The sequence below is a fragment of the Bradyrhizobium sp. AZCC 1578 genome (genome assembly GCF_036924675.1).
Lineage (GTDB): Bacteria > Pseudomonadota > Alphaproteobacteria > Rhizobiales > Xanthobacteraceae > Bradyrhizobium.
Genome location: NZ_JAZHRZ010000001.1, coordinates 5,443,723 through 5,466,018 on the forward strand (window position 1 = coordinate 5,443,723; position 22,296 = coordinate 5,466,018).

18 protein-coding genes are annotated in these 22,296 nt (G+C 60.8%); 15 read left to right on the forward strand and 3 right to left on the reverse strand.

Features of this window, described 5'->3' with window-relative positions:
* Positions 1-22: 22 nt before the first annotated feature.
* Positions 23-1,243 carry an ABC transporter substrate-binding protein gene (locus V1290_RS26160; RefSeq protein WP_334367038.1) on the reverse strand — a complete coding sequence of 407 codons (1,221 nt, stop codon included), beginning with the start codon at positions 1,241-1,243 and terminating at the stop codon, positions 23-25.
* Between the two features lie 205 nt (positions 1,244-1,448).
* On the opposite strand from V1290_RS26160, the gene V1290_RS26165 reads away from it, so the two are divergent.
* From V1290_RS26165 to V1290_RS26190, 6 genes are all read left to right on the forward strand, one after another.
* Complete coding sequence (locus tag V1290_RS26165; protein ID WP_334367039.1) at positions 1,449-2,108, forward strand: GntR family transcriptional regulator; 660 nt, start codon at positions 1,449-1,451, stop codon at positions 2,106-2,108.
* 40 nt (positions 2,109-2,148) lie between these two features.
* Complete coding sequence (locus V1290_RS26170) at positions 2,149-3,222, forward strand: amidohydrolase family protein (protein WP_334367040.1); 1,074 nt, start codon at positions 2,149-2,151, stop codon at positions 3,220-3,222.
* A 161-nt stretch (positions 3,223-3,383) separates the two neighbouring features.
* Positions 3,384-3,929: a peptide-methionine (S)-S-oxide reductase MsrA gene (gene msrA / locus V1290_RS26175; RefSeq protein WP_334367041.1), complete on the forward strand. Its 546-nt coding sequence runs from the start codon at positions 3,384-3,386 to the stop codon at positions 3,927-3,929.
* Positions 3,926-5,566 carry an acetolactate synthase large subunit gene (locus V1290_RS26180; protein WP_334367042.1) on the forward strand — a complete coding sequence of 547 codons (1,641 nt, stop codon included), beginning with the start codon at positions 3,926-3,928 and terminating at the stop codon, positions 5,564-5,566. The genes msrA and V1290_RS26180 overlap by 4 nt, the downstream gene beginning before the upstream one ends.
* Positions 5,567-5,919: 353 nt before the next feature.
* A complete protein-coding gene (locus V1290_RS26185) occupies positions 5,920-6,564 on the forward strand; it encodes a phosphatase PAP2 family protein (protein WP_334367043.1) in 645 nt (214 codons plus the stop codon).
* A 183-nt stretch (positions 6,565-6,747) separates the two neighbouring features.
* Entirely contained in the window at positions 6,748-7,374 is a 627-nt protein-coding gene (locus V1290_RS26190) for a tyrosine-type recombinase/integrase (RefSeq protein ID WP_334367044.1), read from the forward strand.
* A 301-nt stretch (positions 7,375-7,675) separates the two neighbouring features.
* Here V1290_RS26190 and V1290_RS26195 read toward each other — a convergent pair whose 3' ends face one another.
* The gene (locus tag V1290_RS26195; RefSeq protein ID WP_334367045.1) at positions 7,676-7,888 is read right to left on the reverse strand and encodes a hypothetical protein; all 213 of its coding nucleotides are present in this window, start codon (positions 7,886-7,888) and stop codon (positions 7,676-7,678) included.
* A 512-nt stretch (positions 7,889-8,400) separates the two neighbouring features.
* On the opposite strand from V1290_RS26195, the gene V1290_RS26200 reads away from it, so the two are divergent.
* From V1290_RS26200 to V1290_RS26240, 9 genes are all read left to right on the forward strand, one after another.
* The gene (locus V1290_RS26200) at positions 8,401-9,702 is read left to right on the forward strand and encodes an ABC transporter substrate-binding protein (RefSeq protein WP_334367046.1); all 1,302 of its coding nucleotides are present in this window, start codon (positions 8,401-8,403) and stop codon (positions 9,700-9,702) included.
* 84 nt (positions 9,703-9,786) lie between these two features.
* Positions 9,787-12,078 carry a hypothetical protein gene (locus tag V1290_RS26205; protein ID WP_334367047.1) on the forward strand — a complete coding sequence of 764 codons (2,292 nt, stop codon included), beginning with the start codon at positions 9,787-9,789 and terminating at the stop codon, positions 12,076-12,078.
* A gap of 76 nt (positions 12,079-12,154) precedes the next feature.
* Positions 12,155-13,045: a branched-chain amino acid ABC transporter permease gene (locus tag V1290_RS26210; protein WP_334367048.1), complete on the forward strand. Its 891-nt coding sequence runs from the start codon at positions 12,155-12,157 to the stop codon at positions 13,043-13,045.
* A 2-nt stretch (positions 13,046-13,047) separates the two neighbouring features.
* Positions 13,048-14,073 (forward strand): branched-chain amino acid ABC transporter permease, encoded by a 1,026-nt coding sequence (locus V1290_RS26215; RefSeq protein WP_334367049.1) that lies wholly within the window; start codon positions 13,048-13,050, stop codon positions 14,071-14,073.
* Positions 14,070-14,843 (forward strand): ABC transporter ATP-binding protein, encoded by a 774-nt coding sequence (locus V1290_RS26220; protein WP_334367050.1) that lies wholly within the window; start codon positions 14,070-14,072, stop codon positions 14,841-14,843. The genes V1290_RS26215 and V1290_RS26220 overlap by 4 nt, the downstream gene beginning before the upstream one ends.
* A 2-nt stretch (positions 14,844-14,845) precedes the next feature.
* Positions 14,846-15,565, forward strand: a complete 720-nt coding sequence (locus V1290_RS26225) for an ABC transporter ATP-binding protein (protein ID WP_334367051.1) — start codon at positions 14,846-14,848, stop codon at positions 15,563-15,565.
* Between the two features lie 57 nt (positions 15,566-15,622).
* Positions 15,623-16,771: a hypothetical protein gene (locus tag V1290_RS26230; protein ID WP_334367052.1), complete on the forward strand. Its 1,149-nt coding sequence runs from the start codon at positions 15,623-15,625 to the stop codon at positions 16,769-16,771.
* Positions 16,772-16,789: 18 nt separating this feature from the next.
* Positions 16,790-17,173, forward strand: coding sequence for a hypothetical protein (locus V1290_RS26235; RefSeq protein WP_334367053.1), 384 nt, complete (start codon positions 16,790-16,792; stop codon positions 17,171-17,173).
* The gene (locus V1290_RS26240; protein WP_334367054.1) at positions 17,145-19,805 is read left to right on the forward strand and encodes a hypothetical protein; all 2,661 of its coding nucleotides are present in this window, start codon (positions 17,145-17,147) and stop codon (positions 19,803-19,805) included. The genes V1290_RS26235 and V1290_RS26240 overlap by 29 nt, the downstream gene beginning before the upstream one ends.
* A gap of 138 nt (positions 19,806-19,943) precedes the next feature.
* Here the strand turns inward: V1290_RS26240 and V1290_RS26245 are convergent, their stop codons facing one another.
* The gene (locus V1290_RS26245; RefSeq protein WP_334367055.1) at positions 19,944-20,765 is read right to left on the reverse strand and encodes a universal stress protein; all 822 of its coding nucleotides are present in this window, start codon (positions 20,763-20,765) and stop codon (positions 19,944-19,946) included.
* Between the last annotated feature and the right edge of the window lie 1,531 nt (positions 20,766-22,296).

Sequence of the window (22,296 nt, forward strand, 5' to 3'; positions counted from 1 at the left end):
GGATCCCTCCCGGCGATGCGAATTACTTCGCCGGCGCCCAGTCGCGCGAATAGACGGGGCTCTTGAGGAATTCGTCCGGCCCGTAGGTCCAGAACTGGCTCACCGCTGGATAGGTCTTGATGACGGTGTTCTGCAATCTTCCGTCCTTTTTCTCGACCTTGCGGATCGCGACATCGAGGGTCGGCTGACCGTACGTGTCGAGCTTTACCGGACCATAGGGACTTTGGGAAATGTTGACGTTGCGCAAGGCCTTCATGAAGGCGGCCTTGTCCGAAATGTCGCCCTTGACCTGCTCCAGCGCATTGTTGAGGAACTGACAGGCCATGTAAGCGCCGACGGTGTAGTAGCCCGGATCGGCGCTGTAAGCCTTGCGCACGGCTTCCATGAACTTCTTGTTGGCGGGAGTATCGGTGGCGGCGCTGTACCAACCCGACGAAATCACGCCGACCGCCTCATCGCCCATGCGCTTGAGAATGCCCTCGTCGACCGTCGTCATGGCGCCGAGAACCGGCTTCTGCATGCCGTAGTTCTTGTATTCGCCGAGAAACTTGATGCCGTTGCCGCCAGCAAACGCCGCGAATACTGCATCGACGCTCGGATCGATCTGCGTAATGTAGGTACCGTATTCCGCAGCGTTGAGCGGCGACCACAGCTTCTGGACGACCTTGCCGCCGTTCTGTTCGAACGTTCGCTGGAAGCCAGCCGCGATTTCATGGCCAAATGCGAAGTCGTCGGCGACGATCGCGATCTTCTTGTAGTGCAAATCCTTCGCGGCATATTCGCCGAGTGGGTGATGGGCCTGCGCCGATGTGCCGACAGCGCGCACGAACCAGGGATTGGGCTTGCGCTGGGTCAAATCCTCTGCGGCAGCAGAAGGCGAGATGATCGGCGTCTTGATTTGCCGGATATAGTCGTCGATAGCGAGTGCCTCGAAGGCCGCCAGCGGACCAATTAGCACCTGCGCGCCGTCGCGTTCGACCAGCTCCTGCGCCTTGGTCTTGGTCACGGCAGGTTGGCCGGCCGTATCGGCGGTGATGATCTCGATCTTGCGCCCTGCCATTTCGCCGCGGTGCTCGTCCATACACAGCTTCAGGCCTTCTTCCATCTGCCGGCCACCGGCGGCCAACGCGCCTGACCTGACCGTCATAAAGCCGACTTTGAGCGCTTCGGCAGCCTGCAGCGGCGTCAGAGCCGTCCACGCGGCGAGGATTGTCGTCGATAAAAAGATGCGGGTACGCACCATGCTATAAGTCTCCCTGAAGGCCGAGGCTTGATACATCTGGTCTTATGATTTTACTTCTCATTAGGATGTCACCAAGTGGTCCAAAGAGTCAATCGCCCGATAAAAAGGCCTGAATTTTGCTGAATTGTTGGTATAATCAGCGAAAAACGATACGATATGATCCGCGGGATGGAGAATTGGACTGAAGCCGTGATATCTTACGATTTTGAATAAAGGCAATGTAACTGAAATGCAGGGACAGCGGATCTACGATTTCCTGAGGCGGGGTATTCTGACATGCCATCTGCCGCCCGGCCGTGAACTGCGCGAGCAGGAGCTCGCCCAGCAGTTCGATGTCAGCAAGTCGCCGGTGCGCGAGGCGCTTCAGCACCTTGTCAGCGAAGGACTGGTGATTGTCATTCCTCGTCAGGGCTATCGCGTGTCGCCGGTGTCCTTGCGGGATGCCAACGAGATCTTTGCGTTTCGCCAGGCGCTCGAACTAGCGTGCATCGCTGAGGCGGTGAAGAACGCGTCCGACGAGGAATTGAAAGCGCTCGATCGGTTTCGCGAGTTCGATGGCGACTACGAAAACGAGTTCATCAGCTACAACCAAGAGTTCCACTGCGCTCTCGCGCGATGCTCTAACAACGGCCGGATGGCACGGACTACCTGCGATCTGATCGAGGAGACTGAACGTCTTGTCAGGATGAGCGTAGCCGCGGTTCGCGGACCCAAGGCACACAAGCTCGTCGAGGAGCACAACGCCATCATTTCAGCGCTTCAGGCGCGAGACTCGCGCCGCGCGGTCAGCTTGCTGAAGGCTCACGTTTCGGCGGCCGTAAAACGGTTCAGCACCGCGCTGGAATGGACGGCGATGCAGGCTTGAGCGCAACCTTTTCGACGATCTTCAAGAACGGGACATTTCAATGATCGACCACAAAAATCGCTATGGCTTTACCGCAGCCCGCATTCATGACGCTGACGGTCGCGCCCGACGTCCGTCGTCCACGACGATCGATATTCATTCGCACATCTTTGTCCGCGAAGCTGCCAAGGTTGCACAGCCTCACATCGACATCAGTCGTATTTCGCTGGCCCACTTCGCCGACGACGCGACCAAGGCGATCAATGCCGGTCAAGAAAAAGATATCATGGAAGTGATGACCACAATTGACCGGCGACTGCATGATCTCGACAAGATGGGCATCGATATCCAGGTCGTCGCTCCCGCCCCAGGACAATGCTACTATCATCTCGATACGAAAATCGCCGAACAAGCACATCGCATCGCCAATGATGGCGTGGCGGAATTCTGCTCACGCCGGCCTGATCGGTTTCTAGGTCTCGGTGGGATTACGCTGCAAGAGCCTGAGTTGGCCGTGCGCGAACTGGATTATGTCATAACTCACCTGAAACTGAAGGGCGTTCAAATTCTGACCAACGTCGATGGGAGGGAATTGTCTGATCCGGCTTACCGCCCATTCTTCGCCAAGGCCGAAGAGCTCGGCGCATTCATCATGCTACATCCCAACGGTTTCACGCATGGAGAGCGTCTGACGCACTTTTACTTCAACAACATACTGGGCAACCCGCTCGAGACCACGCTGGCGCTGCACAACCTGATCTTTAGCGGAACGCTGGCGCGTTTTCCTGACCTGAAACTGATGGCTGTACATGGTGGCGGCTATCTGCCGGCGTACTCGGGTCGCATCGACCATGCATGGGGCGCACGGCAGGATTCCCATGGTGATCTACCGCTGCAGCCGACGACGTATTTGCGTCAGGTCTATCTTGACACCGTTGTCTTCAGCTACCATCAACTGGCTTATTTGCTCGACTTGTTCGGTTCCGATCGGATCCTGATGGGTACCGACTATCCCTATGACATGGCCGAATACAATCCGATCGGTCACATCGCCGGCGTCGACGGCATGGACGAGACGACATTGGCGCAATTAGCCGGCGGCAATGCGATGCGGCTGTTGCAACTCGATTCTTAGATCGGCCTGCGCCGTCTGGCGGTCGTCGGTAAATGAACGACCGCTTTTGGCGCAAAGCAGACGTTCTGGATCATTGCGCTTCTGCATCGTTCGGCCTCATTATGCGTCCTTGATAGAGTTCGGGAACGACGCCCGCAGCGTATCATCCAGGGAGGACGGACATGACAGTTTCGACGGAACGCGCAGTCCTGGCTGGCGGCTGCTTCTGGGGGGTGCAGGATCTGCTACGCCGCTATCCCGGCGTGATTTCAACCAGGGTCGGCTACACCGGCGGCGAGGTGCCAAACGCGACCTATCGCAACCACGGCAATCACGCCGAAGCGATTGAGATCACCTTCGATCCGCAGACCATCAGCTATCGCAAGCTGCTGGAGTTCTTTTTTCAGATCCATGATCCGTCGACGCTGAACCGCCAGGGCAATGACCGGGGCGCGAGCTACCGGTCGGCCATCTTCTATACCAGCGACGCGCAGAAGCGGATCGCGGAAGACACCATCGCCGATGTCGATGCTTCCGGCCTTTGGCCGGGCAAAGTTGTCACCGAGGTGGCTCCTGCCGGACCGTTCTGGGAGGCCGAGCCCGAGCATCAGGATTATCTGGAAAAATATCCTGACGGCTACACCTGTCACTTCGTTCGGCCGGAATGGACACTGCCACGTCGAGCGGAGAAAGCTGCAACAGGAGCGAGCGGAGTTTCGGCCGCGTGACAAAAGCCTCCGATCTGCTGGTGGCCGCCCTTGAGAACGAGGGCGTCGGCTACATCTTCGCCATTCCCGGCGAGGAGAATCTCGACGTGCTGGAGTCGCTGCGGCGCTCGAAGATCAAGCTGGTATTGACACGGCACGAACAGGCTGCCGGTTTCATGGCGGCCACCTATGGGCGCCTCACCGGGCGCGCGGGCGTCTGCCTGACGACGCTGGGTCCCGGTGCGCTCAATTTGACGACGGCTGCGGCCTACGCGCATTTGGGCGCGATGCCGATGGTCATGATTACAGGACAGAAGGCGATCCGAAGCAGCCGCCAGGCGCGCTTCCAAATCGTCGACATCGTTGCGACCATGCGGCCGCTCACCAAGATGGCGACGCAGATCGTCTCCGCGCAGAGTATTCCGACCCTGGTTCGCGACGCCTTCCGGGTCGCGCAGCAGGAGCGGCCGGGCCCCGTGCATCTCGAACTACCCGAGGATATCGCGGCCGACGAAGCCGCGGCCGACATCATTCCCCCGCATGTCGTCGAGCTTCCGGTCGCGCCTACAGCGGCCATCGAGCGCGCCGCAGCCATGATCATGGGCGCCAGCAGGCCGCTCGTCATGCTGGGCGCCGCGGCGAGCCGCCCGCATCTCGCCGAGCCGCTGTCGGCGTTCGTGCGACGATGCAGGATTCCATTCTTCAACACCCAGATGGGGAAGGGCGCGGTCAATGCCGGCTCCAATCTCTATATGGGCACAGCCGCGCTGTCGGAGCGAGATTGGATTCACGAGGCCGTCGACCAGGCCGATCTGATTATTTCGATCGGCCACGACACCGTCGAGAAGCCGCCTTTCCTGATGGGCCATGATGGACCGCAGGTTATCCATGTCGGCGCCACGCCGGCGACGGTGGAACAGGTTTACTTCCTGCAGGCGGAGATCGTCGGCGACGTCGGCGCGAGCCTCACGAGCCTGGCCGATCGCCTCGAAGGCAACCTCCCCAATGGTCAGGCATTGCTGGGTTTGCGGGAAGGGATCCTTGCCCGCCTCGCCGAGCGGTCGACGGAGGATCGGTTTCCTCTGACGCCGCAGCGCATCGTGCACGACGTCCGTCAAATCATCCCGCCGGACGGCATCGTTGCCCTCGACAACGGCATGTACAAGATCTGGTTCGCCCGCAACTATCGCACCAGCGTCGCCAACACACTGCTGCTCGACAACGCGCTCGCGACCATGGGGGCGGGTCTTCCTTCGGCGATCGCAGCGTCGCTGATCTATCCGGACAGGCGCGTGCTCGCCGTCTGCGGTGATGGCGGCTTCATGATGAATTCACAGGAGCTTGAGACGGCCGTGCGGCTCAAATTGAATCTCGTCGTGCTCGTGCTCGAGGATCGTGCCTACGGTATGATCCGATGGAAGCAGGAAGTCGACGGATTCTCCGACTTCGGTCTCGACTTCGGTAATCCTGATTTTGTGGCTTATGCGAAGTCATATGGCGCCAAGGGCTCCCGCGTCGGCAAGGTCTCGGAACTCGCGACGACGCTGGGAGCGGCTTTCGCGGAAGGCGGCGTCCATCTCGTCGTAGTGCCCGTGGACTACAGCGAGAACATGCGCGTGCTCGTCAATGAGCTGCACTCGATAGCCCAGACCGGGTGACATTTTAAATCACCGCGTCAGGGCAAAATGCCCTAGGCTATCCTCGGTGCCGCCATTTCCGGCACAGGGAAAGCAATGAGCAACGACGTCATCGCCAATGGCTCCTTGTCAGAAGACCTGAAGGCAATATTCGTGAAGACGAGTTCCGCTTTGTAGAGAGCCCGATACCGACACCCGATCAGGGGTGGACTTTTGGTAAAGCGCATAATCCGCACTGCCAATGCTCGCTTAGCCGCCAAACCTCACTTCGTATCTTTGGAGATTGATGGAAGTTGAACTCCCCGGAGGCGACGAAGATGAGAACAACTGAATCGCAGAATGCTGCCAGGCATCTGAGGTCTTGGGCTCCGACCTTGTTCGTCGCCGTTCTTCTGTTCGGTTTTGCGTTCATCGCACTGGAAGTGACCGAAGGAGAGCCTATCGCGTTTGACCGTTGGTTGATGGTCGCCTTTCGCCATGCGTCCGACCTGTCGCGGCCAATCGGGCCGCCATGGTTGCTTGACGTTGTGCGAGACATCACCGCACTGGGCAGTACCGCGGTACTTGCACTGCTGGTCACGGTTGTGACCACGTTCCTTTTTGCCATAGGCAAACGTCACGCCGGTTTGTTCGTCCTGACGACGGTCCTGAGCGGCGCCATTCTCAATACCCTTCTCAAGCTTGCCTTTGCGCGAGCGCGCCCCGATCTCGTCGCTCAACTCACTCAGGTCTCTACGCTGAGCTTTCCGAGCGGGCACGCAGCGATTTCGGCTGTCTGCTATCTGACGCTCGGCTTGATGCTTGCTCAAACGCAAGCTTCCCGCTCTGTTCGCATCCATCTTATAATGACTGCCGCGATCCTTACCCTGCTGGTCGGAGTCAGCCGCATATATCTCGGAGTTCATTATCCGAGCGATGTGTTGGCGGGCTGGTGCTTCGGCACTTCGTGGGCGCTGATTTGCCAGATGCTGATGTCGTATTTTCAGCGCACCGGAAGGATCGAGCAGCCGAGCGACTAGTCAGCGTTGCGCCGCTCAGGCGGCGACTTTGCTCGCTTGCACCGACGAAGTGATCGAATGAGGACGTCGGACTTCCGCTATTGGCGCAGATCCGCTGAGGATTTCCTCGCCATCACTTTGCGTGACTGACCACGTTCCTATCTAGCTGGGTTGTGGACCGGGAGGGCGCGACGGAGCTCTCCAATGTGTTCAAGCCGCCTTCACGAACGTTCTCGCCACCCCTGGAATAAGGGCAGGATTGTCGGTCAAAAGCGGCCCTTGAAGCCGAAAGAGGTCTGGACGATTCGTGTCCGGTTACAGCTGGAGCAGCGCAAGCGCGATCTCGCGATGTTCAATCTGGCGATCGACAGCAAGCTGCGGGGATGTGATCTCGTCCGAATAGGTCTGGATGACGTCTGCATCGGAGGGCGCGTGCGGGACCGAGCGACAGTGATCCAGAAGAAAACTGGCCGGCCGGTCCAATTCGAAATCACCGACCAGACTCGGATAGCCATTCAAGCGTGGATCGACGTTTTGCAGCTCAAGACAGGGAAATACCTCTTCCCAAGCCGACTGATCGGAAGAGAGCATCTGTCGATCAGACAGTATGCACGGCTGGTGAGGTCCTGGATCGACCGTGCGGGGTTGGAGGTCGGCAGCTATGGCACCCATTCGCTCAGACGAACCAAGCCAGCACTGATTTACAAGAAGACCGGCAACCTAAGGGCGGTACAGCTGTTGCTTGGCCATAGTAAGCTTGAGAGCACGGTTCGTTATCTCGGCATCGAAGTTGATGATGCGCTTTCGATCTCGGAGCAACTCGAATTATGAGCAAGGGCCGGGCTGAACGTTGTTGTCGCGCTCGCGAAGGTGTTCCGCAAGGAACGGTAGCTTGTGGCGCAAAGCGGCCATTCGGCGGGATCAGCACGTCGCAGAAGGGCTAACATGCGACTTGGCGAGGACGGCAGCTCTTGGCACTTTTCGGACCTGCTGTGATGGCCCGATGATGTCTGCTCCTGAGGGGCGCACGGACATTCCTGTCACGAGGGCTAACTTCCGAAAATTGACTCATAGCGGTTATCCACGGCAATGGAGGCGCGCAATCACGCCCGACTATGGAGCCGACAGCGTCTCATGAGCAGAGTTCAGTCTCCGGTCGATCGCGAAGAACTGCGGTGAGGATAAAAATAAGTGTCGGGGGTTCGAGGCGCTCCCCCGCTACCAATGCCCATGAAGGATCGAGATGCCGCTTCACCACCTCGCCGGAGACGCGAATGATCACGTCGTGCTCATAGATCTTTCCGTCAATCGTGATGGTGCCGAACGTGGTGCGATCGATCTCCATGGCCTGTTCTGATCTCAGCACGAGGCTCTGACTCGGCGTCGGCAGACGCGCCGCGTATCGGTGCCGTCCGACGGCCTTGCTTCCGGTCGATCGCCAGATCCCGGATCGCTCCACGCCATGTCGGTCAGCTTCGATGGAGGCAAGAGACCGCGCCGTTAGCCCGCATCCGATCTTTTCCCCCTCAGCCTCTCAAAGCACGCAACAAGCGGCAACCGCCGATAGTCGGCGCAATGCGTTGTCCCATGACCTTTGCCTACAAACCCGGACCTTGGCCACGGTCCGGAGCGACAGCTGACTGCGCTCGGAGTCGGCGGAAGCTGATTTACTCGGAGGCGCCGCAGGACTAACATGTTGTAACAAGCCACGAAGCGGCCGGAGGTGTGTGCTCCGCGCGTGGCGGGAGCGTCGCACCCGACCCTCGACAGGGAGGACGGTCCATGACGCAGCAAGTGAATCGCAGAAATTTCCTGAATAGCCTTGGTATTATGGTAGGGGCGACGGCGGCAACTTCAGTGCCACCGATAGCTCCGGCCGTGGCGCAGGTCGGCGGGCCACCCAAGGGAAATATTCCCTCCACCCCGCTCAAGTTCGGTCATATGACCTTCCTCACCGGCCCCGCCGCGGTGCTCGGAGATCCCTCGCTCAAGGGCCATATCCTGGCCGCCGAGGAGATCAACGCGCAGGGCGGCATTCTCGGCAAGCGCAAGATCGAGACCATCACGGCGGACGAGAACGCCGGCACCGACGCCAACGTCAAAGAGCTTCGCCGCATGAAGCTCTCCGAGAAGATCGACATGTTCACCGGCGTCATATCGAGCGGCAATACGCCCGCGCTCGGACCGGTCGCCGAGGAGCTCGGTCTGCTCACCATCTTCGTTGACGGTTGCACCGACTTCTTGTGGGACAAGGCGGTGCCGAACCCGAAGTTCGCGTTCCGCATCACCAACATCCAGTCGGCCGACGGCGTAACCTGCGCGGTCGCGGCGGCGCAGACTTGGCCAACCGCAAAGAAGATCGCTCATATCCATCCCGACTACTCTTACGGTCGCAACGCCTTCGACCATTTCATGATCGCCTACAAGAAGATGGTGCCCGGCGCCGAGGTCGTGTCGGAAGGGTGGCCGAAGCTCGGCACGACCGACTTCACCGCGCATATCACAAAGACGATGTCGTCGAACCCCGACCTGATCGTGTCGTCGGTGTGGGGCGGCGACTACGTGGCGCTTTACAAACAAGCGCTGCGCTATGGCATGTTCAATAATGCCAAGTTCGCGAGCACGATCGCCTTCGGCGTAGCGCCGCACGCCATCGGCAAGGATCACCCGGAAGGTGTCATCGCTGGCGTCCACTCCAACTACTACTTCACCTTCCCGCCGGGAAATCGCTGGCCGGCCAACAAGACCTTCGTGGAGAAGTATTTCAAGCGCTGGAACGAGTATCCAAACTTCCAGTCGGATGGCGCGTACCACACGCTTCATATGTACCGTACGGCGGTCGAGAAAGCGAACAGGCTCGTCGGCGGCTGGCCGGACGAAGAGGCGATCATCAGCCAGCTCGAAGGCATGTATTTCGAGACCGCGGCGGGCTATCTCTATATCCGGCCCGACAATCACCAGGGCTACAAGGACGCGGTGACCGGCTTCAGCAAGAACGTGGCCGAGTACCCGTTCCAGATCCTCGATCCGGGCAGGATGATCACGATCCCGATCCGCAACATCACGGCGCCGCCGAACTGGCCGAAGCCGGGCACCTCGCACAACGATCCGACGTCGACCTACAATTGGATCAAGGAGACTTGGCCACAGGTGGCCTGAAGCTTGCCCATCAACCAACCATGCCTTCGTTCCGCGAGGGCGTGGTGGGTTTGTTGCAGGGCTGGCGTTGCCTCGAGGGTCGTGATGTCCGTGCGCAGACACCTCATGCAAAGCGGCACGCTCGCAGCGATGCTGCTGTGCGCCACCGTATCGGCGGCGCAGGCCGGGCATGAGGTGCCGTACTATCCCTCGTTCTACCCGCAGGAAATCCGTATCGAGCCGCTCGATCCCGGAGCGGCGGCCCGCGAATTCAGCAATGCCAAGGATCCGCTCCACGCCTATCTCGGCACCATCCCGCAGTTTTCGGGAGAGATGCCGTCGCACCTCAAGTCAGTCGTTTCACTGCGCTCGTTCATCACCGTGAAAGTCAATCCAGAGCGCGCGCAGGGGCGTGAAGCGCGCTGTCGCGCGATCGAAAATGCCGCGAATGCTCTGGTGTCGCATCCGGACGTGGTTCCGCACCGTTACCCGATCACGCCGTATCATGCGGACTACATCGGTCACGTTGATCGTGGCGCAGACACGAAGCCCACCGTAGGGTCTGCTGCAGACCCGAGTGCGTCGCTAGCCGTGCGCGCGCAAAACGCCGGCAGCGAGGATATGGTGCTTCACCGACTTGCGCTTGATCCGACAGACTGGGACATTCGCTTCGACGAGGTTGCGGTCAACGAAGTGCTGCGCGCCGCTAATGTCGGCTTTAATGCCTGGCCAGCACCGCCTTGGGTCAAGGAAGGCTGGTTCCAGGCCTATCACCTGCTGCAGCCCGCCGTCAGCGGCGCGGCCGAGCGTAAACATGCCGACGAACTCTATGGGCGGCTTGTCGAAGCGGATTACAGAGACCCGGCCGAGCGGCTCAACATCGCACGCGACCTGATAACGGAGCTGACCCGCGGTTGCGACCGCGCGGTGGTTGGCTATCGGCTTCGGCGCGAGTTCTATAGCGACGACTTCTCCAACGGGATCGAGAATATAGCGGTCGACTCGCAGTTCGGATTCAACTCAGCCATCGTCCTGCGCACGCTCAAGCTCAAGGATCTGCCGTGGAACGGCTGGCTCCGACTGGGCATCGAGATCCGCGCGACCGCAGCCTGGAACCCGGTTGCCGGGTTCACGGACGCGCCCGGCCGGCTGGTGTGGGCGATCGTCGGCGACGATGCGTTTTTAGCCGTCCCGTACAACAGTCTGTGGGCTCCCAATCGCGCGGAGGTTCGACCTGCGGAGCAATCGACGCGGCAATCCATCCGTGTCCCCGCCGATGCCCTGGTGCCGGAGCCCGGCACCGGCCGGCTCGTTCCGACCGGCGCCGCCGGGAGCGCGATGACCAAAGTCGTCTACCGCGTCCTGGCAGCGTCATTTCAGGACGGCAGCGAAATGGGGACCGCCGACCTGATCTACCCTTACGCCTTTGCGTACCGATGGGGTAGCTCGCCGGCCGCCGCGACCTTCGATGCCGAGGTTTCCGCCGCGACCAGCCTGATACGGGACCGCCTAAAGGGTGTCCGCGTCATTCGCGTGGAGGAATCGAAGCTCCCGATCGCTGATCTCGTCTTCACCTATCGCTCGCCAATCGTGGAGGTCTATGTCGACGCCATCCCAACCGACGAGCATGAGGATGCGCTGGTCGCGCCGCCGTGGAGCTCGGTGCCGTGGCACGTGCTGGCGCTGATGGAAGCCGCCGTCGAGCGCGAAATCGCGGCTTTCTCGCAAAGCGAGGCCAAGCGGCGCAATTTGCCGTGGCTCGACCTCGCGCGCGATCCTGCACAGCGCGACAAGCTGCGCGCGTTGATCAAGGAATTCGCCACGGCCGGCTACCGACCGGCGGCGCTCGAAAGCCTGGTGAACGCGCAGGCCGCGACCGCACGCTGGCAGGCGCTCGATCAATTCGTCGAATCCAATAACCACCTGCTCGTGACCAATGGTCCCTACCGGCTCAGGAGCTTCTCGCCTGACGTCTACACATTCGACGTCATTCGCGAGTTCATCTATCCGGTTGGCCTTGGCACGTTCGACTTCTATGCCTATCCAGCCAAGGCGTTCGTGACGCGGGTCGAGCACATCGGCAATCGCATTCTGGTGACGGCCGACGCCGAGATCGCGCTCAAGCAGCAGCGCGATCGCCGCATCGTTCGCGTGTCGCTCAAGCACGACACGCTGCGCGAGATGCTGCCGATCCGGCCGGTGGCACGGTATGTCCTCCTCGGCGAGACGGGAAGGGTGGTCGCAGCCGGGGACGCGAGCCGGGAAGGCGACGGACGCTTTGCCGTGTCGCTGCCTCCGAATCTCCCGACAGGCAATTACACAGTTTTCACGGCCATCTTTCTCGACGGCAACACGATCAATCCAACCATCGGCCGCATGGACTTTCGGAGCAACTGAGACAGTGGAGGGAATCCGAGGCGCCGCAGTTCGCGTGAGGAGATCTGAGACGCCGCAGATCGCGTGAGGAAGTACGGTGACGATTTTCATCATCCAATTGCTTAATTCATTCTTCTACGCGGCGGTTTTGTTTCTGATCGCCGCAGGCCTGAGCCTCATCTATGGTGTCATGCGCATCGTCAATCTCGCCCATGGGGCGCTCTATGCGCTCGGTGCCTACGTCTCGGCCTGGGTCGTCGGCGGGGCGGTCGGCCATGCGGCGAGCGGTACGCTCGGCCTTGCCGGCCTCCTGCTACTGCTGCCTGTCGGCGCCGTCGCGATTGCGGGTGTGGGCGCGGTGATCGAGCCCACGCTGCTGCGTCCGCTTTACCGACGGACGGAGGAGTACCACCTGCTGATCACGTTCGGCCTGCTCATGATCCTCGAAGACGCCATGAGATTCCTGTTCGGCGGCACGCCGCTCACGGCCGGATCGATCATGGATCACATGGGCAGCATCCCGATCGGCCGGCTGCTCTATCCGACCTACAACCTGTTCGTCATCGCCATTGGACTGATCGCCGCTCTCGGCCTGTGGTGGATCATCTACCGCACCAAATTCGGCATCATCCTGCGCGCCACTTCGCAGGATCGGCGTATGGCCGCAGCGCTCGGGCTCAATGTCAGCCGTGTCTACGTGCAAGCCTTCGCCATCGGCTGCTTCATGGCCGGGTTGGGCGGCGCGGTCGTGGTGCCGGCGCAGGCCGCCGTGCTCGGCATGGGCATTGAGGCCCTAATCTTGGCGTTCGTTGTCGTGGTGATCGGTGGGCTCGGGAGCCTCGAAGGCGCACTGGTCGGTGCATTGATCGTCAGCCTCGTCCGCACCGCCGGCATCCAGTTCTTCCCCGAGATCGAGCTTGCCGTGCTCTACCTGATCGCGACCGCGGTCTTGCTCATTCGCCCGACCGGGCTGTTTGGGAGGGCATGACGATGAGCCTCGCCGTCGCAAAAAAGGGCGTGATCACGAGCACTGGCCCGTCTGGTTGGCGGCCGGCCGTGGTTGCGATCGCAATACTCCTTGTGCTCGCGGTGCTGCCGAATTTGGTGGATCCCTACCAGACGGTGCTGCTCACCTACGGCCTGATCATGGCCATCGCGGCGCTCGGCTTCAATCTGCTGCTCGGCTATACTGGACTCCTGTCGTTCGGCCATTCTGCCTATTTCGGCGCCGGCGCCTATACGGTTGCGTTCATCGTACGCGACCTCGGCGCGCAATCCATGGAGCTCTGCATCGTCGGCGGGCTCCTGGGCACGCTGCTCATCTCCGCGCTATTCGGGTTCGTGTGCGTACGGCACACGCGCATCTTCTTCGGAATCCTGACACTGGCATTGTCGCAGGTGTTGTGGAGCCTTGCCTTCAAGTTCTTCTGGGTGACCGGCGGCACCGACGGCATCCGCGTCGCCTATGCCAAGCTCACGCTGCTCGGCGGTCTCGTCAACTTCGCCGGCCCCGGCTCGTTCCAACGCTTCGTTTTCGCCTACTTTTATTATGTACTTGGACTGTTCGCGCTGACGACGGTCATCATGTGGGTCATCGTGCATTCGCCGTTCGGCAAAGCGCTGCAGGCAATTCGCGACAACGAGACGCGCGCGAGCTTTATCGGCATATCAGTGCGGCACTACCGCTGGATCGCTTTCGTCATATCGGGCGCGTTCACCGGTCTTGCCGGCATCCTCTGGGTTCCGCTCAATGGGCTGACCACGCCCGACATCCTTTATTGGCCGTTCTCCGGCGAGATCGTGTTCATGAGCGTGCTCGGCGGGTTTCGGACGTTCACCGGGCCGATCGTCGGTGCCGTGGTGTTCAACTATCTCAAGACCTATGCGGTCGCGAGCACGGAATATTGGCAGCTCCTGCTCGGCGTGGTGCTCGTGGTCCTGGTGTTAGCGCTGCCGTCGGGCATCGTGGGGACGGCCGCGCGCCTTGCGGCCAGGTTTACCAGGAGGACCTCATGAGCCTCCTCGAGACGGTCCATCTCAGGAAGTACTTCGGCGATACGCATGCTGTCGACGACGTCAATCTGACCATCGAGGAGGGCGAGTTCATTTCGCTGGTCGGCCCCAATGGTGCCGGCAAGACTTCGTTCTGCAACATCGTGAGCGCATATTACAGCGCCGATTCCGGAAAAATCATCTTCCAGGGCCAGGACGTTAGCAACGCCTCGGTGACCCAGCTCGTCAAGACAGGAATTGCGCGCAGCTTCCAGCTCGTGAATCTGTTCGACGACCTCACCGCCTTCGACAACGTCGCGCTGGCGATCTTTTCCCGCGAAGGCAAGACCCGCAATATTGCGGCGCTCGCCCGCCGCGACAGCGAGGTGACGCGGGAAGCCGACGCGGTGCTCGACCAATTCGGGCTCGCCGGCAAGCGCAACGAGCTTGCGCGCGGCCTCGCGCAAGGCGAGCGCAAGCTGCTCGACGTAGCGCTCGCCTATGCGCTGCGGCCCAAGCTCCTATTCCTCGACGAGCCCACGAGCGGGGTGAGCACGCGCGATAAGGGCCAGATCATGGACACGATCGCCTCGGTCGTGCGCGGCGAGGGTATAACAGCCGTGGTGATCGAGCATGACATGGACGTCGTGTTCAAATATTCCGATCGCCTCGTCGTGATGCATCAGGGCGCGATTCTCGCCCAAGGCACCCCCGCCGAGATCAGGAAGAATGAGGAGGTCGCGATGATCCTGATCGGCTCTTCGGGTCCCGACGCCTTTTCACGAAAGGATTGATCGTGCTCGATGTCAATGCGATCGATACCTACCGCGGCCCGGCCCACATCCTCAACGGCGTGTCGCTGCGCGTCGACAAGGAGGAGGTGGTGTGCCTCGTCGGGCGCAACGGAGCGGGCAAGACCACCACGATCGAGAGCATCATGGGATTTCTCCCCGTTCGGGCCGGACAGATCCTGTTCGATGACGAGGACGTGACAAGGCTCCCGCCGCACGAGCGGGCGAAACGTGGCATCGGCTATTCGCCCGAGGATTGCGGGGTCTTTCCCGATTTGTCGGTGAGCGAGAACCTGATGATCAGTCGCTGGCTCGGCGATGAGGTCGCCAAGCGCCGTAACGGCGGTCAGCGGGTAGACCCCGAAGCCCAGACGTTCAGCCTCTTTCCCGAAGTGCAGAGCCTGCTGCAGCGTCAAGGCTTGCACCTCAGCGGCGGTCAGCGCAAGATGGTGGCGATCGCGCGCGCCATGATGCTGTCGCCTTCGCTGTTGTTGCTCGACGAAGCCTTCGAGGGTCTGGCCCCGGTCGTGGTCAATCGCTTCACCGAGGCGGTGATGAAAATCAAGGCGATGGGCGTTTCCATCCTCATGGCGGAATCGAATCTGGGTGCGGCGACGCGCATCGGCGACCGGCTCTACGCCATCGACCGTGGCGAGATCATCTTCCACGGGTCGCCGAGGGAAGCGCTCGGCGACGAAAAAGTGATGAAGGCGTTGCGCGGCTAGCTGCGCGCAAGCCGACACGACTGCGAAACGCCGTGTCTGAACGTTCCGGATGGCGCAATGACCAGACGCAGCCTCCTCATCGCCGCGATGACGTCCATCGCGATCACCGTGGCCCGCAGCGGCCACGAGCTGCCGGTCTATCCGTCCTATTATCCCCATGAGATCGAGATCGCGACCGTGGCGTCCGAGCGAGCGGCGGACCTCCTTCGCGACGGCAAGATGCATGCTTATGTTGGCGGTACGCCGCGATTTGCTGGTGCGAGTCCCGAGACCATCAGTGCTGTCGAGTCGCACGGCTCGTTCGTGATTGTTCGTGTGAATCCGGTATCGCAGCTGGCGAAGGACGAGGCGTCCATCTGTGCACTTACCCGGGCCGTAATCCGCGAGATCGGCGGCAAGGCCGGCGAGTTGATCCTGCATCCCTATCCGGTCACGCCGTTTCACGGCGATTTTCTCAACCACGTCGATCTGGCTGCAGCCGCAAAGGCGCGCCTTCTCGGCAACCCCACTGACGCAACCGGCGCCATCGTCGGTGAGTTGAAGGTGAAGACCGTAGGCGCGCTCGCAAGAAGCCTCGTTCGTGCCGAATGGCAGGCCGGCGAATTCGACTGGGATGTCGCGATCAATCAGGTGAGCGCCGACGACCTCGTGGCCTCGGCGAGCGTGGCGCTAAACGGCTGGCTTGGTCCGCGCTGGGTCAGGACCGGCTGGTTTGCCGCCTATCGGCTGCTCGTGGATGCAATTGTCGATCCCGCGCGGCGGCGTCGCATCGAAGCCGATGCCGAGCGTCTGCGGGCCGGCGACTATGACGGCGCGGTCGAGCGCATCAATCTGGAACGCGACCTCGTCGGCGCGCTCGTGGGCGGCTGCCGCAAGACCGTTGCTGGTTACACCCTCAAGCGGGAATATTTCAATTCCGAGTTCTCGGCTGGCATTGAGAACGTCGCGTATGACGCCCACGAAGGCTTCAATTCGCCGATGTTCATTCGCACGGTGAAGCTCAAGGATTTTCCCTGGAATGGCTGGCTCGCGCTTGGGGTCGACGGGCGGGCGCAGGCAGCGTGGAACCCGATCGCAGGCTTTACCGACCCGTTCGGCCGCCTGATGTGGTCTGCGCTCGGCGACCCGGCAGCCGTGCCGTCGCCATATGACGAGAACTGGGTGTTCAACCGCATTTCGGATGTCGCTTCCAAGCCGCGTCGATGAATGCGTCGGAGCAAGTCCATGCTGCGAATTCCGCTCACACTGCGCCGGCGCATGCTACTGCCAATGGCGGGTGCGCTTGCGTCGAGCGTGGGCGTGCAAGCCGCGGAGCTGACGTTCGACCTGAAGATCGAGCACGGGCAGGTGGCGCCGAACATGCGCCTGATCCGCGTCAAACAGCGCGACGTGGTCAAGCTGCGCTGGGCCACGGACCAGCCATTGACCCTGCATCTGCACGGCTATGACATCGAGCAGAAAGTCGAGGCGGGCACGATCGCCGAAATGAAGTTCACGGCACGCGCGACCGGACGCTTCCCCGTCCACCTCCATGATGCGCGCGAGCGCGCAGGTAGCCACTCCCATCATGAGCCACCGCTTGTCCTTATCGAGGTCTATCCGCAATAGCGCCGCCGTGTTGCGGACGCTTGCAGCAGCGGCGTGTGTCGCTCTCGGCACTGCGGCACCTGCTGCCGCCCACGGCTTCGGCCAGCGCTTTGACCTGCCGCTGCCGCTTTCGCTCTATCTTTTCGGAGCTGCCGCCGCGGTCGCATTGTCATTCGTCGTCTTCGGGCTGTTCGTTCGTCATGCCCCGGCCACCCGTCGCGGCCCGCATGTCGATCTGCTCGCCACCGCACCCGGCCGGCTGATCGCATTGCCGGGTGTTGTTCTGTTGCTGCGGCTCGTCGCGCTTGGCGTATTCATTTTCACGGTACTCGCCGGGTTCATCGGCGATCAGAACCCATACCGCAACATCGCGCCGACGCTCGTGTGGATCATCTTCTGGGTCGGCCTTGCCTATGTTTCGGCCTTCGCCGGCGATCTGTGGCAGCTGATCAATCCGTGGCGGACGTTGTTCGAAGGGGCGGAGCGGCTCTATCGGCTAGCCGCCGGCACCGAACTGTCGCGACGGCTGCCGTACTGGCCGGCGCTCGGTGTCTGGCCGGCGTGCTTGCTGCTGCTCGCCTTTGCGTGGATCGAGCTTGTCTACCCAAGCCCCGCCGTGCCGGCCCACATCGCTGGCTTCGCCGCCGCGTATTCGATCCTCACCTTGATCGGAATGCTCGTGTTCGGTCGTGACATCTGGCTGCAGCACGGCGAGGTGTTCACCATCGTGTTCGGCACATTCGCCCGTTTTGCGCCAACTCAGGCGAAGGTTCAGGCGCAAGGGCGGAAGTTATTGCTTCGACCACTCGGGGCAGGGCTGCTCGACGACGAGCCCGTCTCGACGTCCATGATGGCATTCGTGTTGCTCCTGCTCTCTACCGTGCTTTATGACGGGCTCATCGGCACCTCGACATGGTCGAACCTCGAAAGCTGGCTTCGCGCCACGCTTCTCGGCTTGGGCGAGCACGACCCGGTCGCGATCAAGACAGCCGGCCTCGTGGGGTTCTGGCTTTTGTTCCTCGGCGCCTACCTGGCGATCTGTGCGATCATGGCGACATTTATGGCCCGCTCGCCGCTGGAGCTTGCCCGCAGCTTCGCACTGACGCTCGTCCCGATCGCCATCGGCTATCACGTGGCACACTATCTGGTGTTCCTGTTGATCCAGGGCCAGTACATCGTGCCGCTCGCGTCCGATCCGTTTGGCAAAGGCTGGAATCTCTTTGGCACAGCCGGCTACCGCGTTGATATCGCGATCGTCGGGGCGCGCTTTGCCTGGTACGCGGCGGTTGCGGCGATCGTGACGGGCCATGTCACGGCGGTCTATCTCGGCCATACCAAGGCGATGCGTGTGATAGCGGTACGTGGAGCCGCGCTTCGTTCGCAAATTCCGCTGACCGCGCTCATGGTCGTCTATACCTTTGTCGGTCTGTCCATCACCGCGGAGCCCATCGTTGGGCAGCGCGAATCCGTCCTGCCATCCGCCGTGGCGGAGGCGATCGATGTCCTTCCTGACGCGGTGTTGCCTGAGCCGGGAGATGGCCGGCTGCAGCTGATCGGCCCAAATACATCCGCGGCTGCAAAGTTGACCTATCGTGTGCTCGGCTCGGCTTTTCACGATGGCTCACGCACGACCGCCGCCGATCTGCTCTATGCCTATATGTTCGCGTATCGCTGGGGCGTTCGCCGCGAGGGCGATGAGGGGCATTACGACCCCATAGTCGACGCTGCAACAGCACCCATGCGCCGAGCACTTGCTGGATTGCGGGTCGCTGGTGCGGATATCACCTCCAAGACCTTCCGCGTCGGCGATGTCAGCTTCGTTCGCGAACTGCTGGTCGTCGATGTTTACGTGACTATCGAGCCGGGGAATCCGGACCAGGACGCTCTGGCCGCGCCGCCCTGGAGCACGCTGCCATGGCATCTGGTCGTGCTCATGGAGGAGGCGGTCAGCCGCGGTTGGGCGGCATTCTCGCAAGGAGAGGCCTTGCGCCGCAGTGTCGAGTGGCTCGATCTTGTCCGCTCTGACGAACTCAAACGCAGGCTCCTGCCTTTGGTCGAGACATTCGAGCGCAACGCATACCGGCCAGCCTCGTTGCGATCCTTGGTGACCACCGATGAAGCGCGCAAGCGATGGGCGGCGCTCGCGGTCTTCTACCGCGAGCACGGCCACTTCCTGGTCACCAACGGACCGTACCGGCTGAAGAAATGGTCGGCCGACAATGTCGCGCTCGAGGCTTTCCGGGATCTAACCTACCCGCTGGGCGTGGGATCATACGACGCCTACGCGATCCCGCGGCGCGGCTATGTCACCAAGGCGGAATGGGACGGCGACCGCGTCACGCTCTCGGGCGAGATCGAAATCATCGAAAAATTCCAACGAAACTATCGCCTGGTCCGGACGCCGTTGCCGTTGATCGCACCCGTCGTGCGCAATCGCACCGCACCGGAGTGTCGCTATGTGGTGATCGACGACAAAGATCGAGTCGTTCTCGCCGATGCCGCGCGGCCCGGCGACGGCGCTACATTCCGGATCGATCTGGGCGGCCGGCTGCCAGCCGGCCAGTACACCATGCTCGCGGTCATCGCGGTCAACGGCAATGTCATGAACCCGGACATCCGGCGCATTCCTGTCGTCATTGCATCCGATCGATGATGGCGTGGTCGTGAGGATTGGTTCCCTCGGAATCTGGAGGTTGGGCCGTCAATTGGGGAAACTTTCGGCGGTACGCCGACATTTTGCGATGTGTCGCGACACACATTGATGCTCGCCGGTTTAACTAGGATAACCCGATCAGTGCGACATCAATGTGGGTTTGGTCATCGAGGCAAGCATACCACGTGTCGTCCCGCCAAGAATAAACTCCCGCAGCCGGGAATGCCCGTACCCGCCCATGACAATGAGATCGGCACCTGCATCGGCTGCATATGACAGGATTGTATTTGAAACATCGATCTTGCTAACGGGGATGCGCTCAATTGTGGCGTTTACTCCGTGACGGGTCAGATGGGTCGCGATATCCGCACCCGGAACGTCTACGCTTTTGGCGCTCTGAGTGTCCGCAACAACAATACTCGTCTTGCCGGAGCGGGTTAGAAACGGCATGGCATCGGCGATCGCTCGCGTGGCTGCCCGGCTGCCATCCCAGCACACCACGACATGATCGAGTTTGAGGCGATCCTTCTGAATAAAAGGAACGATGAGCACCGGTCTTCCGGATTCGAACAGCGCCGCCTCAATAACGATATTCGTGGTTCGATGATCCCGGTCCCTTTCAAATTGGCCAATGACGGAAAGATCGAATCGTCTTGCGATATGCGCAAACTGGGTTGGTACGTCGCCAACGTGAGCTTCAATCCGGCGTGTTTCGGCTGAAACTCCGGCGCGACGCGTCGCCTCGTCAAACGCGGTGGCCACGGACTCTGCGCGTTCTTGAGCTTCAGCTTGCTGGGCTCGAATAAAGTTAGCCGACCGGTCAACGCCACCGACCAGTGCCGGATAGAAGGCGGTCCCCATGATGTGTGCGCCGAATGTTTCCGCAACAGATAAGGCGTAATTGGAAACGCCATCTTGGGATGTCCCGTAAGACAGATTGACAAGAATATCCTTGATCATGCGTCTGCCTCCAGTTAGGTGATTGGGTAACTACACTGATTCCAGTGTCTATCTTTATCCCGACTGGTGCACCATTCCCGCGTCCCGGGAGCTGCGTGCCGGTTCGAGTAAAGGGCAAGCGGGCCCACGCTGCACGCTATCGAGACACTCCTCATCCGGCCGCCACCAGATGATGGTCAGGTTGAGACTTCAAGCACTTCCCTTCCCATCAGGTCATCAGGCGACCGGGTGATGCCAGCGATCATACCACCAGGTGATGAAATCGCGATCGGTCATCAGTTCCCAGGCTGCAAGCAAAGCACCAATATACCCGACACCACGCTGTTTACCGTAGCCGATACCGACTCGTAGCCGACCGTCCATCGAGCCAGACCGAGGAGAATCTCTCCACTCCTCCAGATAGGACGGAATGGCAGATCCCTCTAAGTGCCCTTAGCGCAGATGCATTGAGAAGGACCCGCACGCGAGAGTTTGAGGGGGCAATTTGCGCCGGCCGCGAAGTTGGAGACTGAACTGGGATAACAGGCAAATCCTACCCTGTCAGGCAGCGAGCAAAGGCAGCAACGCGGAGCCAGTGAAAGCTGGCGCTAGGAGCGCCGAAAACTATTACTATATCACTATAACAAGAAGGGAGGGAGATGAGCCTGTTGCTGGGCGTGTGGTAGGTTGTGTCGCCATTCGCCCTGTGCTTCGCCGGGGCCGCTACCTGGATAACCATCATGCTTGGGTTGTTCGTCATTCTGTGCGGCGCCGGCCGCGTTCTATTCATTCGGCGCTTAGGACCATAGTTGGCCAGGGTATTCGAAGCGCGCTGTTTCTCATTTCGTTGAGAACACCCAGTAACTTTAGAGCACGATGAGTTCACTGCGACAGGCGTGGTTCTTCGAGACCAGCAAGACCTCTCGCGCGAAGGTATAGCAGTAAGCGTTACGGGGCTGCGGAGAGAGCAACTTCAAGCGAGAACACATTTTCCGGATTGGGCGGTAATTTCCAGTGAATCCGATGCCGGTGAGGATCGTTGCCTAGAACTGGACGGGCGTGGTGTGGCCGGGAAGTTTGGCCTCACCGACCATGATCGGGTCAGCGGAATTCATGTTCGCTTCTGGCGGAGCCCGACAGGTCCGCAGGCGTGGCCCAGTGCGCCGCACTGCAGCATTTTGCTCTCGCAAACCGACCGTCCCGGCCTCGCGCCTATTGACGATCAGGGCTATCCTTTCTCTCTGATCGTGCTTTCGGCGAACCGCATGGAGGTCAGCGCCGGTGGTGGCTCCCGCGTGCAAGAAAATGAGCCACACAGCTTTCGTTGGTGATCAAATGATGCATGGCGGCCAAAAGGGTTTCGGCATGACCAAGCACGGCCGATCGGGGCACGCGACCCGATCGCCGCGTTTCCGTTTCCTGCAGAAGCTCGAAGCACAGAAGAATGATCGCAAGGACCGCTCTCGGATCAACGACCCGAAACAGTCCGTCGAAGATCTATTCCATCCCCGGAGGCCAACACGAGCCTGACGAACTATCCTTGGATGAGCTC